The 12,951-nt window shown below is 69.7% G+C and carries 10 protein-coding genes; 4 read left to right on the forward strand and 6 right to left on the reverse strand.

The features are described 5' to 3' along the window. Positions 1 to 95 precede the first annotated feature (95 nt). From ABZX10_RS07755 to ABZX10_RS07770, 4 genes are read left to right on the forward strand one after another with little or no spacing between them, the layout of a single operon-like run. A complete protein-coding gene (locus ABZX10_RS07755; protein ID WP_355536796.1) occupies positions 96 to 1,640 on the forward strand; it encodes an NCS1 family nucleobase:cation symporter-1 in 1,545 nt (514 codons plus the stop codon). Between the two features lie 11 nt (positions 1,641 to 1,651). Beyond that, the gene (locus ABZX10_RS07760; RefSeq protein ID WP_355536800.1) at positions 1,652 to 2,374 is read left to right on the forward strand and encodes an aspartate/glutamate racemase family protein; all 723 of its coding nucleotides are present in this window, start codon (positions 1,652 to 1,654) and stop codon (positions 2,372 to 2,374) included. 34 nt (positions 2,375 to 2,408) lie between these two features. Continuing rightward, on the forward strand, positions 2,409 to 3,812 hold the full coding sequence (gene dctA / locus ABZX10_RS07765) for a C4-dicarboxylate transporter DctA (protein ID WP_355536803.1): 1,404 nt from the start codon (positions 2,409 to 2,411) through the stop codon (positions 3,810 to 3,812). After that, the gene (locus ABZX10_RS07770) at positions 3,805 to 4,566 is read left to right on the forward strand and encodes an MTAP family purine nucleoside phosphorylase (RefSeq protein WP_355536806.1); all 762 of its coding nucleotides are present in this window, start codon (positions 3,805 to 3,807) and stop codon (positions 4,564 to 4,566) included. The genes dctA and ABZX10_RS07770 overlap by 8 nt, the downstream gene beginning before the upstream one ends. 65 nt (positions 4,567 to 4,631) lie before the next feature. On the opposite strand, the gene ABZX10_RS07775 is transcribed toward ABZX10_RS07770, so the two are convergent. From ABZX10_RS07775 to ABZX10_RS07800, 6 genes are all read right to left on the reverse strand, one after another. Continuing rightward, positions 4,632 to 5,453 (reverse strand): bifunctional allantoicase/(S)-ureidoglycine aminohydrolase, encoded by an 822-nt coding sequence (locus ABZX10_RS07775; RefSeq protein WP_355536809.1) that lies wholly within the window; start codon positions 5,451 to 5,453, stop codon positions 4,632 to 4,634. Further along, positions 5,450 to 6,721 carry an aldolase gene (locus ABZX10_RS07780; RefSeq protein ID WP_355536812.1) on the reverse strand — a complete coding sequence of 424 codons (1,272 nt, stop codon included), beginning with the start codon at positions 6,719 to 6,721 and terminating at the stop codon, positions 5,450 to 5,452. Before ABZX10_RS07780 ends, ABZX10_RS07775 begins: the two co-directional genes overlap by 4 nt. A 134-nt stretch (positions 6,722 to 6,855) precedes the next feature. After that, positions 6,856 to 8,160 (reverse strand): guanine deaminase, encoded by a 1,305-nt coding sequence (guaD, locus tag ABZX10_RS07785; RefSeq protein WP_355536815.1) that lies wholly within the window; start codon positions 8,158 to 8,160, stop codon positions 6,856 to 6,858. After that, positions 8,157 to 8,966: a xanthine dehydrogenase accessory protein XdhC gene (gene xdhC / locus ABZX10_RS07790; RefSeq protein WP_355536818.1), complete on the reverse strand. Its 810-nt coding sequence runs from the start codon at positions 8,964 to 8,966 to the stop codon at positions 8,157 to 8,159. The genes guaD and xdhC overlap by 4 nt, the downstream gene beginning before the upstream one ends. Before the next feature lie 7 nt (positions 8,967 to 8,973). After that, entirely contained in the window at positions 8,974 to 11,382 is a 2,409-nt protein-coding gene (gene xdhB, locus ABZX10_RS07795; RefSeq protein WP_355536821.1) for a xanthine dehydrogenase molybdopterin binding subunit, read from the reverse strand. Then, positions 11,379 to 12,863, reverse strand: coding sequence for an FAD binding domain-containing protein (locus ABZX10_RS07800; RefSeq protein WP_355536824.1), 1,485 nt, complete (start codon positions 12,861 to 12,863; stop codon positions 11,379 to 11,381). Before ABZX10_RS07800 ends, xdhB begins: the two co-directional genes overlap by 4 nt. Between the last annotated feature and the right edge of the window lie 88 nt (positions 12,864 to 12,951).

Here is a 12,951-nt window from a genome sequence, read left to right on the forward strand (position 1 = left end):
GCTGGCATAGGTCTTACTTATCGCTACCAGTGGAAGAATCGTTCCGTAACACGGAATGAATTCGAGCGGTCAGCCAGCAAGAACGAAGGCCCAGCATGACAGAAGAACTCACCCCCCGCGCCGGCGCGCCGGAGGCGAACCCGATCCGACTCGGTGACGCCGACATCGCCGATCTGCCCGACGTGGATGCCCTCAACCGGCTCAGCGACGGCCTCTACAACCGGGACCTCGCACCGACGAAGCGAGCGGGCCGCACCTGGGGCGGCTACAACATCTTCACCCTGTGGGCGAACGACGTGCACAGCCTCGGCAACTACGCGTTCGCGATCGGACTGTTCGCGCTCGGCCTCGGAGGTTGGCAGATCCTGCTCGCGCTCGGCCTCGGCGGCGTGTTCCTCTTCCTCCTCCTGAACCTGTCCGGGTTCATGGGGGAGAAGACGGGCGTGCCCTTCCCAGTGATGAGCCGCATCTCCTTCGGCATCCGCGGCGCGCAGATCCCCGCACTCATCCGCGGTGTCGTCGCCATCGCCTGGTTCGGCATCCAGACCTACCTCGCATCGGTGGTCCTGCGGATCATGATCGTCGCCGTGATCCCGAGTGCCGATACGCTCGATCACAACCGCTTCCTCGGTCTCTCCACACTGGGGTGGATCGCGTTCGTCGTGCTCTGGGTGATCCAGCTGGTGATCGTGAGCTACGGCATGGAGATGATCCGCAAGTACGAGGCGTTCGCCGGACCCGTCATCCTCATCACGATGGCTTCGCTGGCGTTCTGGATGTTCGGCAAGGCGGGCTGGTCGATCGCGTGGACCACGCCGACGTCCAAGACCGGACTGGACATGTGGCTGCAGATCGTCGGCGGCGCGAGCCTGTGGGTCGCCATCTACGGCACCTTCGTCCTCAACTTCTGCGACTTCACCCGCAACGCGAAGGCGAAGAAGTCCATCGTGCGCGGCAACTTCTTCGGCATCCCCCTCAACATGCTGCTCTTCGGCGGCATCGTGATCACCCTCGCCGGGGCGCAGTTCAAGATCAACGGCCAGGTCATCGAGTCGCCGGCGGACATCGTCAAGACCGTCCCGAACACGCTGCTCCTGGTCCTCGCGTGCCTGGCGCTTCTCGTGCTGACCGTCGCGGTCAACCTGATGGCGAACTTCGTCGCGCCGATCTACGCGCTCAACAACCTCTTCCCCAAGCAGCTGAACTTCCGCCGCGCCGGCCTCATCTCCGGTGTCATCGGACTCGTCATCCTGCCGTGGAACCTGTACGACTCGCCCGCGGTGATCACCTACTTCCTCGGGGGCCTCGGCGCCCTCCTGGGCCCGCTGTTCGGCATCGTCATGGCCGACTACTGGCTCATCCGCAGGTCGAAGGTCAACGTGCCCGACCTGTACTGCGACCTGCCCGACGCGCCGTACTACTACCGCGGCGGCGTCAACCCGCGCGCCGTGATCGCCCTCGTCCCCACCGCCGGTGCCGCGCTTCTCATGGCCTTCGTCCCCGCGTTCCACGTCGTGTCGAACTACTCGTGGTTCATCGGCGCCGCGCTCGGAGCGATCGTCTATCTGCTCGTGGCCGATCGCACGGGCCCGTTCGTCGATGTCTCCGGTGAGCCGATCGCCGTTCCCAGCAAGCACTAGGAGCACCCGCCATGCGCATTCTCGTCGCCAACGTCAACACCACCGAGTCCATGACCGCGGCCATCGCGGAATCCGCCCGGTCAGCAGCGTCCCCGGGAACCGAGATCATCGGCATCACACCGCGGTTCGGGGCGGACTCCTGCGAGGGGAACTTCGAGTCCTACCTCGCGGCGATCGCCGTCATGGACGCCATCACCCGGTACGAGGGCCCGTACGACGCCGTCATTCAGGCGGGCTACGGCGAGCACGGCCGCGAGGGCCTGCAGGAGCTGCTCGAGGTCCCGGTCGTCGACATCACCGAGGCCGCGGCGTCGACCGCGATGTACCTGGGGCACAAGTACTCCGTGGTCACCACCCTCGACCGCACCGTGCCGCTCATCGAGGATCGGCTCAAGCTCGCCGGGCTGGATGCGCGGTGCGCCTCGGTGCGCGCCTCGGGACTGGGCGTGCTCGAACTCGAGTCCGAGCCCGAGCGCGCCGTCGAGGCGATCGTCGCGCAGGCGCGCGAGGCGGTCGAGCGCGACCATGCCGAGGTCATCTGCCTCGGTTGCGGCGGCATGGCGGAGCTCGAGGAGAAGGTCTCCGCCGCAACGGGAGTCCCCATCGTCGACGGTGTCCGCTCGGCCGTCACGATCGCGGAGGGGCTGGTCCGGATGGGCCTGCGCACCTCCAAGGTCCGGACCTACGCCGCCCCGCGGCCGAAGGTCGTGACCGGCTGGCCGATTCAGAGCTGACTCAGACACGATGCCCGACTCGAAGGGAACGACCGTGAGTTCACCCGCTGCGCCGACCAAGAAGCCCTGGTACAGATCCCTGTTCGTGCAGGTGCTCATCGGCATCGCCGCGGGCATCAGCACCGGCATCTTCTTCCCGGAGTTCTCCCACCACCTGGCGCCGCTGGGCCAGGGCTTCATCAAGCTCATCAAGATGCTCGTCTCGCCGCTGATCTTCCTCGTCGTGGTGACGGGCATCGCGAAGGTCGGCAGCATGGCGGCCCTCGGCAAGATCGGCGCGAAGGCGCTGCTCTGGTTCACGGTGTGCACGACCTTCGCGCTCGCGTTGGGCCTGCTCGTCGGCAACGTGGTGCGTCCCGGTGCCGGACTGCACATCGACCCGGCGACGCTCGATGCGAGCGCCATCGATGCGCAGACGCACGGTGAGAAGCTGCCCGGCGGCGTCGATTTCGTCATGAACATCATTCCGACCTCGGTCGTCGACGCGTTCGCGAAGAACAACCTGCTGCAGGTGCTCCTCTTCGCGGTCCTCTTCGGTGTGGCCCTGGCCGCGATCAGTGAGAAGGTGCAGCCGGTCCTGCTCGAGGTGATCGATCAGGCGATGCACGTGATCTTCCGCATCGTCAGCTACATCATGTACCTGGCCCCGATCGGCGCCTTCGGCGCGATGGCGTTCACCGTGGGCAACTACGGCGCGAGTTCGCTGGCGTCGTTCGGCATGCTGGTCGTCGCGTGTTACGGCGCGGCCATCGTGTTCATCCTCATCCTCGCCGTCGCGGTGCGGCTCATCACCGGCGTGAGTACGTGGAAGTTCCTCAAGTACTGCCGCGAGGAGTTCATGCTCGCGCTCGGCACCGGCTCGTCCGAGGCCGTGATGCCGTCGGTGATCAAGAAGCTCGACGCCGCCGGTTGCGACCGCTCGGTCGTCGGTCTGGTGATCCCGACCGGCTACTCGTTCAACCTCGACGGCGCCGCGATCTACCTGTCGCTGTCGATGATGTTCCTCGCCCAAGCCGTCGGCGCGGATCTCAGTGTGGGGCAGCAGATCGCGATCATGGGAATCCTGATCCTCAGCTCCAAGGGGATGGCCGGCGTTCCGGGGTCGGCGTTCGTCGCGTTGTCGGCGACGGCCGCAGCGGTCGGTGCGTTCCCGGTCGCGGCGGTGGCGCTGTTGCTCGGTGCGGACCGCCTCATGGACTCCATGCGCGTCGCGACGAACCTCCTGGGGAACTGCCTCGCGACCTTCGTGATCGCGCGCTGGGAGGGCCTCCTCGACACCGAGAAGATGAAGGCCGTCCTCGAGGGCACGCTGGTCGTCGACGATCCCGATGACGTTCGAGCCCACCCCGGCCACGGCACCGCGGCGTTCCCGCCGCGCGCCGACGCGGTGACCGCTGCCGATGGCACCACCGATCCCGAAGGAGCGAAGAATGTCTGAGTCCACCGCCGCGCACGCAGCGGACGCAACGGTCGCCATCCTCGGCAGCTGGGGCTACTACGGATTGCTGGACGACGCGCGCTCCTACCCGGTCGATACGCCGTACGGTCGCCCGTCGGACGATATCGTCATCGGCACCGCACACGGTCGTCGCGTGGCGTATCTGACGAGGTCGGGCCGCGAGCGGAACATCCCGCCGCACCGGATCAACCACCGCGCCAACATCTGGGCGCTGCACCACCTCGGGGTGCGGCACGTCTTCGGCGCCACACCCGCGGGGGCCTTCGATCCGTCGATCGGCGTGGGCACCGTCGTGGTGCCCGATCAGCTGGTCGACCGGACCGGCATCACCGACGACACCTTCCACGACGACGAGGACATCCGAGTGTCCTTCGCGGAGCCCTTCGCGGCGGGAACGCGCGAGGCGGCGATCTCGGCGCTGCGCGAGCAGCGCTGGGTGGTGGCGGACGGCGGCGTGGTGGTCGCGATTCGCGGCCCGCGGTTCTCGACCACCGCGGAGTCCCGGTGGTACGCCGCGCAGGGCTGGGACGTGGTCTCGACGACCCCCTACCCGGAGGCGGTCCTCGCGCGCGAGCTCGGCATGGACTACGCCTGCGTCGCATTGGTGACGGACCACGACGTGATCGCCGAGACGCCGTGGCCGGTCAGCCAGGAGCAGGTCGAGCGGACCCTCGACGCGAACACGATGCGCCTGCGAGAGGCGCTCGTCCGGGCGGCGGCCGCGCTGTCCTGACCGCTCCGAGAACGACGGTGCCGCCTCCCGGAATCCGGGAGGCGGCACCGTCGTACTGGTGTGCGTTACAGGACGATCTGGCGGTTGACGTCCTTGTAGAGCAGGTAGCGGAAGTTCGACGGTCCGCCCGCGTAGCAGGCCTGGGGGCAGAAGGCGCGCAGGGACATGTAGTCGCCCTCCTGCACCTCCACCCAGTCGCCGTTGAGGCGGTAGACGGCCTTGCCCTCGAGGACGAAGAGGCCGTGCTCCATGACGTGCGTCTCCGCGAACGGGATCGACGCGCCGGGCTCGAAGGTCACGATGTTGCAGTGCATGTCGTACGCGAGGTCCTGCGGGTCGAGGATCCGCGTCGTGCGCCACTTGTTGTCGGTGCCGGGCATCGGGGAGGGCTCGATGTCGCGCTCGTTGCCGACGGCGACCTTCGGCGTGTGGCCGGCGAGCGGCTCGTAGCGCTTGCGGATCCACTGGAAGACGGCGGCACCGTCGGCCTTGTTGGCGACGGACCAGGCCGTCCCGGCGGGGATGTACGCGTAGCCGCCGGAGGTGAGCGCGTGGGCGGTGCCGTCGATGGTCACCTCGAGCGCGCCCTGCGTGAGCAGGAGGAAGCTCTCGACCTCGGGCTGCGGCTCGGGAGCGTCGGAGCCGCCGCCGGCGCCGACCTCGACGATGGACTGCGCGAACGTGGTGGAACCGCCGGCCACGGGGCGGTTGAGGACCCACGCGCGGGTGTTCGTCCAGCCCGGGAACACCGAGGTGACGATGTCGCGCATGACGCCGCGGGGGATCACCGTGTACGCCTCGGTCACGATGGCGCGGTCGGTGAGCAGATCGGTCTGCGGCGGGTGCCCGCCCTGCGGCGAGTAGTAGAAGGGCTCGGTGGCGCTCATCGGTTCTCCTGGTTCTGGATGGGACGGTTGAGGGCGAGGTCGCGCACGGTGTCGACCGTGACCTCGGCGGCGGAGGCGACCTCGGCGGCGGTGACCGCCCCGCAGGTCACGCCGCGGTGGATGAAGGACGCCAGCGCGCGGGCCGTCGCGGGCTCGTCGAGGATGGCGGAATCGACCTTGTGCACGTAGTTGCGCAGTCGGGTCGCGGCGGCGGCGAAGCCCTCGCGGTAGAACGCGTAGGTCGCGAGGTAACGGGTGACGAGCTGCGCGGGATGCAGGTCCCAGCCCTGGTAGATCCCGCGCTCGAGGTGGCGCCGGACCAGGCGCGCGTGCAGACGCCAGGCGTCGGCGACGTGCGCCGGGTCGCCGATCGGGAGGATGTTCGTCGACCCGTCGGACAGGTGGACCCCGGTGCCCGCGACGGCGAGCTGCATGACGTTCTTCGCGTGGTCCGCGGCGGGGTGCTCCATCGACTGGTACTGCGCGGCGATGCCGAGCGAGGCCGAGTAGTCGTAGGTGCCGTAGTGCAGCGAGCTGACGCGGCCCTCGCCGGCGTGGATGAGCCGGGCCACCGGTGCCGTGCCGTCCGCGCCGAGGATGACCTGCGGCGTCTCGACCTGCACCTCGAACCGCAGGCGGCCGTCCGGGAGGCCGAGCGCCCGCTCCAGCCGACCCGCGACGTCCACCATCGCCTCGACCTGGCCGACGGTGGTGACCTTCGGCAGCGTCAGAGTCAGTCCCTCGGGCAGCGGGCCCGCCTCGAGGAGAGCACCGAGGAACAGGTCCAGCGTGCGGAGGCCGCGCGCCCGGGTGGGCGCCTCGAAGCATTTGAACCGGATCCCGATGAACGGCGGGGCGACCCCGTCGGCGACCGACTTCGACACGGCCTCGGCGGCGGCGAGCACGTCGGCGTCCTCGGCCTCGTCGCCGCGATCGCCGTAGCCGTCCTCGAAGTCCAGGCGGAGGTCCTCGATCGGCTCCGTGCTGAGCTTGTGCCGGACGAGATCGGCGAGCGCGGGGTCGTCTGCCAGGCCCACGATCTCGGCCACCTCCGCGACGCCACCGGCCTCCTCGGCGGCGGCGATCGCGGCGACACCCCAGGTGCAGGCGGTGTCGGGGGTGAACCGGTCCGCCGGGATGTACGCGGTCTGGACCGGCTGTCGGCGGCCGTCGTCGCCCGGGTAACCGCGCGCCAGCAGCGCATCGGTCTCCGCCAGCCCCCCGTCGATCGCGGCCAGAGCGTCGTCGGTGAGCGATCGTGTGGGCATGGGACCTCCGGTCAGTAAATGGAAAAGTAATTCCGTATGGTGGAGAATACGCCGATCGGAGCGGGCACACAAGGGTTTCGGAGGTTCCGGCGTCACGTCGCGCGGACCCGCTGCGTCCGGGCGGTCGACGGTGCCTATCCGGCCGGGATCGCGGCCGGGATCACCGGTGCCTCGCCGCCGATCCACACGCGCGCGATGTCCGCGGCGGTGCCGAGCGAGAAGATCTTGGCGAGAGCGTTCTCCGCCGTCTCGGCCCGGCGCAGGCAGACGTCGAGCGGTTGTCCCGCCTCGGGACGGACGAGGATCGCATCGAACTGCTTGCCCACCGACAGGTCGCCGACGTCATCGAGGCCGAGGGCCTGCGCGCCCGCTCGCGTCGCGAGGTGCAGCAGGTGCACCGCCGTGAGGGGGACACCGTCGCCCATGAGCAACTGTTGCATGAAGTAGGCCTGCAGCCCCTCTTTGAACAGCGAGAAGCCGCTCCCGGCACCGACATCGGTGCCCAGTGCCACCCGCACGCCGTGGTCCAGGTGTCGGCGCAGTGGGAAGGATCCGCTCGCGAGCGCCGAATTGGACGTGGGGCAGTGTGCGACCGATGCCCCGGAGCCCGCCAGGAGCGTGAGCTCCTCGTCCGTCGGATGGGCGTTGTGGGCGAGGACGGAACGTTCGGTGATGAGGCCGTGCCGGTGGTAGGTGTCGAGGTAGTGCGCCGATCCGGGGAACAGGTCGGCGACGGCGGCGATCTCCGCCGGGTTCTCGTTCATGTGCGAGGTGAACCACAGTCCGGGCACGTCCGCCATGAGAGCGGCGCCGCTCGCCAGCATGTCCGGTGTGGTCGAGTACGAGAACCGCGGCGTCACCGCGTACCGGAGCCGGCCGCGGCCGTGCCACCTGTCGGCCAGGTCGCGGCCCTCCTTGTACGACCGTTCCGGCGTGCTCAGCAGGGGCTCGGGCAGATTGTGGTCGCTCGTGACCAGCCCCGCGGTCATCCGGACGCCGACCTTCTCGGCTTCGGCGAAGAGCGCGTCGACGGCGTCATGGAAGTGGGAGCCGAAGACGAGCGCCGTGGTGGTGCCGGCCGAGGTCAGCCCGGTGAGGAACTCCCGGGCCACGGCGCCCGCGTACGCGGGATCCTCCAAGCGGCACTCCTCGGGCAGGGCGCACTGATCGAGCCAGTCCAGGAGGGGCATGCCGAGTCCGCCGATGGCGCGGATCTGCGGGTAGTGCACGTGGGTGTCGACCAAGCCGGGGAGCAGGACGCCGTCTCGGAGGTCCACGACCTCGGCGCCCGGATGTCGCGCGGCGACCGCGCGGAAGTCGCCGCGATCGACGATGACGCTGCGCTCCACGGCGATGCCGGCATCGCCGTCCGAGCGGAGGACACCGCCGGTGAACGGGTCGTCCGGGGTGTCGAGGACGCGACTGCGGTAGATGATCATGTGTGTTCTCCTGGAACGGATGTGGGGAACCGGGCGAGGAGGTCGGCCGCGACGCTGACCGCGATGGTCGCGGGGTGCTTGCCGACGAGGGTGCTCAGCCCGATGGGGGATTGGATGGTGCCGATGGCCTCGGCGTCGTGTCCGGCCTCGGCGAGCATGGCCCGGAACCGGGTCCACTTCGCGGAGGAGCCGATGAGCCCGATGCTGCCCAGTCCGGGTGTGCGAAGGGCCTGGTCGCAGAGATTGAAGTCCTCGGCGTGGTCGTGGGTCATGATGAGAACGTGGGTGCCGGCCGGCAACTCCTCCAGGACCGATTCGGGGAGCATCGAGTGCCGGAGGTGCACGGTGGCCTCGCCCGGCTCGATCTGTGCCGCCGCCGTGAGCTGTTCGGGGCGGGAATCGGTGAGGTGGAGCTCGATGTCCTGGCGGGACAGGATCCGCGTGAGTTCCAGTCCCACGTGGCCGATCCCGAAGATCGCCACCGCCGGTACCACCGGCAACGGTTCGAGCACGATGACCACCTCGCCTCCGCAGCACTGCCGCCCGTGTTCGGTCCGGGCCTTGTCGTTGAGCCGGAGCGTCAGGGTCTCCGGTACCGTGACCCCGCCGCGGATCATGGTCCGGGCGCGATCGATCGCGGTCAGTTCGAGATTGCCGCCGCCGATCGTGCCGAATTCGCGGTCCGCAGAGGCGATCATCTTCGCACCGGCCTCCCGCGGGGCGTGGCCGCGCACGCCGACCTGAGTGATCAGCACGGCGGGTCGCCGGTCGCGGCGGAGGCGGGCGGCGTCGCCCAGCCAGGTCATGTCGACCTCAGCCGAGCGGCGCGGGGGCAGGTGCGGCGACGGTGTCCGGGACCGCATCCCGACGGTGACCGTTCCGCTCCGGTCCGGCGGCGCGCGCGCTCTCGATCGCCCAGTAGACGGCCTCGGGTGTGGCGGGTGAGGCCAGCTCGACGCTCGCGCCGGGCGGCCCGAAAGCTGCCGCTGCCTGGCGCAGGGCCTCCCGGACGGAGAACGCCAGCATGAGCGGGGGCTCACCGACGGCCTTCGAGCCGTAGACCGCGCCGTCCTCGTGGGCCTTGTCCAGCAGCGCGACCCGGAAATCGGGCGGCATCTCCGAGAAGCTCGGAAGCTTGTAGGTACTCGCCGATTGCGTGAGCAGCCTTCCGCGGGTGCGGCGGTCGCTCTCGTCCCACCGGAGGTCCTCCAGCGTCAGCCAGCCCGCGCCCTGCACGAACCCTCCCTCGATCTGGCCGAGATCGATGAGCGGGGACAGGGAGTCGCCGACGTCGTGGACGATGTCCACGCGGCGGAGCCGGTACGCGCCCGTGAAGCCGTCGACCTCGACCTCACTCGCGGCCACACCGTAGGCGAAGTACTTGAAGGGCTCGCCCTGCATGGCCTTCGCGTCCCAGTGCAGACCCTCCGTGCGGTAGTAGCCGGAGGCCGAGAGCTGCACGCGCTGGAAGTACGCCGCGTGCACCACTTCCTCCCACGTGAGCTTCTGCGCGGCGGCGCCGAGTCCGCTGATCGTGCCGTCCGAGAAGCGCACGTCGGACGGATTGGTCCCGATGAGTGACGCGGCGACGGCCGCGAGACGATCGCGGATCTGCTCGCAGGCGTTCTTGACTGCGCCGCCGTTGAGGTCAGCACCCGAGCTCGCGGCGGTCGCTGATGTGTTGGGCACCTTGTCGGTGCGTGTCGGCGCGAGTCGCACGCGGGACAGCGGCACGCCGAGCGTGGTGGCGGCGACCTGGAGCATCTTCGTGTGCAGGCCCTGGCCCATCTCGGTCCCGCCGTGATTGATCAGGACGGAGCCGTCCTTGTAGACGAGGACGAGCGCGCCGGCCTGATTGAACGCGGTGAGGTTGAACGAGATGCCGAACTTGACGGGGGTGAGGGCGACCGCGCGCTTGGTGTGCGGGTGCGCCGCGTTGAACGCGTCGATCTCGGCCTCGCGCGCCTCGACATCGCCGGACGCGATGACCTGTTCCCATGCGGTCCGGATGCGGTCGGCATGCCGGACCGGCTGGCCGTAGGGGGTGCTCTGGCCGTCGCTGTAGAAGTTGCGGCGCCGCAGCTCCCGGGCGGGCAGGCCCAGCCGGGGCGCACAGGCGCCGAGGATGTCCTCGATGACCAGCATGCCCTGCGGTCCGCCGAACCCGCGGAAGGCGGTCTGCGAGGTCTTGTGGCACTGGGCGATCCGTCCGTGCACCGCGATGTTCGGGATCCAATAGGCGTTGTCGATGTGGCACAGCGCACGGGCGAGGACGGGCTCGGAGAGGTCGAGGCTCCAGCCGCCGTCGGCGGTCAGCGTCGCCTCCAGGGCGGTGATGAGGCCGTCGTCGTCGAAGCCCGCACGCCACGTGGCGTGGAACCCGTGCCGCTTGCCCGACATCGTCATGTCCTGCGTGCGATCGAGCCGCAGCCGGACCGGACGCCCCGTCAGGGTCGCCCCGAGGGCGGCGATCGCGGCGAAGCCGTGCGGTTGCATCTCCTTGCCGCCGAACGCCCCTCCCATCCGGAGGCACTGCACCGTGACGGCATTGCTCGGCAGTCCGAGGACGTGCGCGACGATGTCCTGCGTCTCGGACGGGTGCTGCGTACTGGACTGTACGAAGATCTGCCCGGCCTCGTCGACCTGCGCGAGGGAGGCGTGGGTCTCCAGGTAGAAGTGCTCCTGGCCGGCGAACTCGAACTCCCCCGAGAAGGTGTGGGCGGCTTCCGCGAACCCGGCCCCCGGATCGCCGCGGCGCACCGTCGGCCGGGCGCCGTGGAAGCTCTCGGCGGCGATGGCCTCGCCCAGGGTGATCAGCGACGGCAACGGTTCCAACTCGAGTTCGACGGCTGCGGCGCCCAGGCGCGCCGCCTCCAGCGTGTCGCCGAGCACCCAGCAGACGGCGTGCCCGTAGAACATCACCTCGTCCTCGGGGAACAGCGGCTCGTCGTGCTTGATCCCGGCGTCGTTGACCCCGGGGACGTCGGCGGCGGTCAGCACGCGGACGACGCCGGGAACGCGCAGAGCGGCTTCGGTGTTCAGCGCGATGATCCGGGCGTGGGCGCAATCGGACTGGACCGGGTAGGCGTGCAGGGCGTCTCGGGTGCGCCCGACGAGGTCGTCGGTGTACAGGGCGGCGCCCGTCACGTGCAGGACGGCGCTCTCGTGCGGTACGTCCTGGCCGACGACGGCGTTCGCGGGGCGTTCGGACAGGTGGCTCATGACAGCTCCCTCGGGGCGACGGTGTCGGTCGACACGGTGGACTCGGCGTGGAGCTTCTCGAGGGAGCGGCCCAGCATCGCTGCGCGGTAGCGGCCGGATGCACGGTGGTCGTCCATCGGAGTGCCCTCGCTGCGAAGGACATCGGCGGCGGCGAGCACCGTGTCGCGCGACCACGGGCGCCCGATCAGCGCCCGTTCGGTGGCCGTGGCGCGCAGCGGCGTCGCGGCGACGCCCCCGAGGCCGATGGCGGCGCGGGTGACCGTCCCCTCCGCGACTGTCAGTGCGAACGCGACTGCGACGCTGGAGATGTCGTCGAAGCGGCGCTTGGCGATCTTGTGGAACGCCGTGACCGGACTGAGCGGCACCGGGATCCGCACCGCCTTGATCAGTTCGTCGGGGCGGCGCACCGTCTGCCGGTAGCCGGTGAAGTACTCCGACAGAGGGACCGTGCGCTCCCCGGACCGCGACGCGAGGATCAGCTGCGCCTCGAGGGCGAGCAACGCCGGCGGGGTGTCGCCGATCGGCGAACCGGTGCCGAGATTGCCGCCGAGCGTGGCGGCGTTGCGGATGAGCCGCGACGCGAACTGCGGGAAGACCTGCGCCAGGAGCGGGATTCGACCGCCCAGCCGGCGCTCGATCTCCGAGAGGGTGAGCGCGGCGCCGATCTCGACGGCGTCGGCGTAGACGTTCAGCTCGCGCAACTCGGGGAGGCGGTCGATCGCCACGACGAGTCGTTCCCGGCGGCCCTTGAGGTTCACGTCGACGCCGAAGTCGGTGGAACCCGCCACCAGTACGGGAGACTCGTCCGTGGCGAGCAGGTCGAGCACGTCGTCGAAGGCGGCGGGACGGAGGAATCGTCCTTGCGCGCTGTGGATCTCCATCGGGCGGGGCTCCGGCGCAGGGTCGGCCCGCCGGGCGGCCAGCGGGTCGTCGGCGGCAGGGTCCGCGGGGAGTCCGTACGCCGCATCGCGGATCGGGCGGTATCCCGTGCAGCGGCAGAGGTTTCCGGACAGGGCGTGCAGGTCGAAGCCGTTCGGTCCGTGCTCCTCATCGAGCGCGGGGCCCGTGCTGGATCCCTCTGGTGCGCAGGCGCTCGCGCACGCGCGGTCCGGCCGGTAGTACTCCGCTGCCATGCTGCAGATGAATCCCGGTGTGCAGTAGCCGCATTGCGATCCGCCGCGCAGCGCCATGGCCTGCTGGACGGGGTGCAACCGGTCGGGGGATCCGAGCCCTTCGGAGGTGACGACCTCCTGGCCGGCCAGCGCGGCCGCCGGGGTCAGGCAGGCGTTGATGGCCGTCCATCTGGTTCGGTCCCCGGGTACGTCGGGGTCGCCGGGACGGGCGACGAGAATGGAACACGCCCCGCACTCGCCCTCGGCGCATCCCTCTTTGGCACCGGTCAGGCCCTGGTCACGGAGCCAATCGAGCGCACTCGTGTGGGTGGCTCCCGTGAAGGCGCGGGGCTCGCCGTTGACTGTCACACGACATCCGGTCAGCGTTTCGATCACCGCTGCATCCCTACTGAACCCGGGGACGGGTTCCGTCAGGCATGGTTCGTGTAGCTGAGCT

Origin of the sequence: Tsukamurella sp. NPDC003166 (assembly GCF_040611135.1) — a bacterium.
Lineage (GTDB): Bacteria > Actinomycetota > Actinomycetes > Mycobacteriales > Mycobacteriaceae > Tsukamurella.

Excerpts from the sequence above, each read along its gene's own strand:
- ABZX10_RS07760 (WP_355536800.1), top strand. The coding sequence starts at position 1,652 with ATGCGCATTCTCGTCGCCAACGTCAACACCACCGAGTCCATGACCGCG.
- guaD (WP_355536815.1), bottom strand. The coding sequence starts at position 8,160 with ATGATCATCTACCGCAGTCGCGTCCTCGACACCCCGGACGACCCGTTC.
- xdhB (WP_355536821.1), bottom strand. The coding sequence starts at position 11,382 with ATGAGCCACCTGTCCGAACGCCCCGCGAACGCCGTCGTCGGCCAGGAC.
- ABZX10_RS07775 (WP_355536809.1), bottom strand. The coding sequence starts at position 5,453 with ATGAGCGCCACCGAGCCCTTCTACTACTCGCCGCAGGGCGGGCACCCG.
- ABZX10_RS07770 (WP_355536806.1), top strand. The coding sequence starts at position 3,805 with ATGTCTGAGTCCACCGCCGCGCACGCAGCGGACGCAACGGTCGCCATC.
- ABZX10_RS07755 (WP_355536796.1), top strand. The coding sequence starts at position 96 with ATGACAGAAGAACTCACCCCCCGCGCCGGCGCGCCGGAGGCGAACCCG.
- ABZX10_RS07780 (WP_355536812.1), bottom strand. The coding sequence starts at position 6,721 with ATGCCCACACGATCGCTCACCGACGACGCTCTGGCCGCGATCGACGGG.
- xdhC (WP_355536818.1), bottom strand. The coding sequence starts at position 8,966 with ATGACCTGGCTGGGCGACGCCGCCCGCCTCCGCCGCGACCGGCGACCC.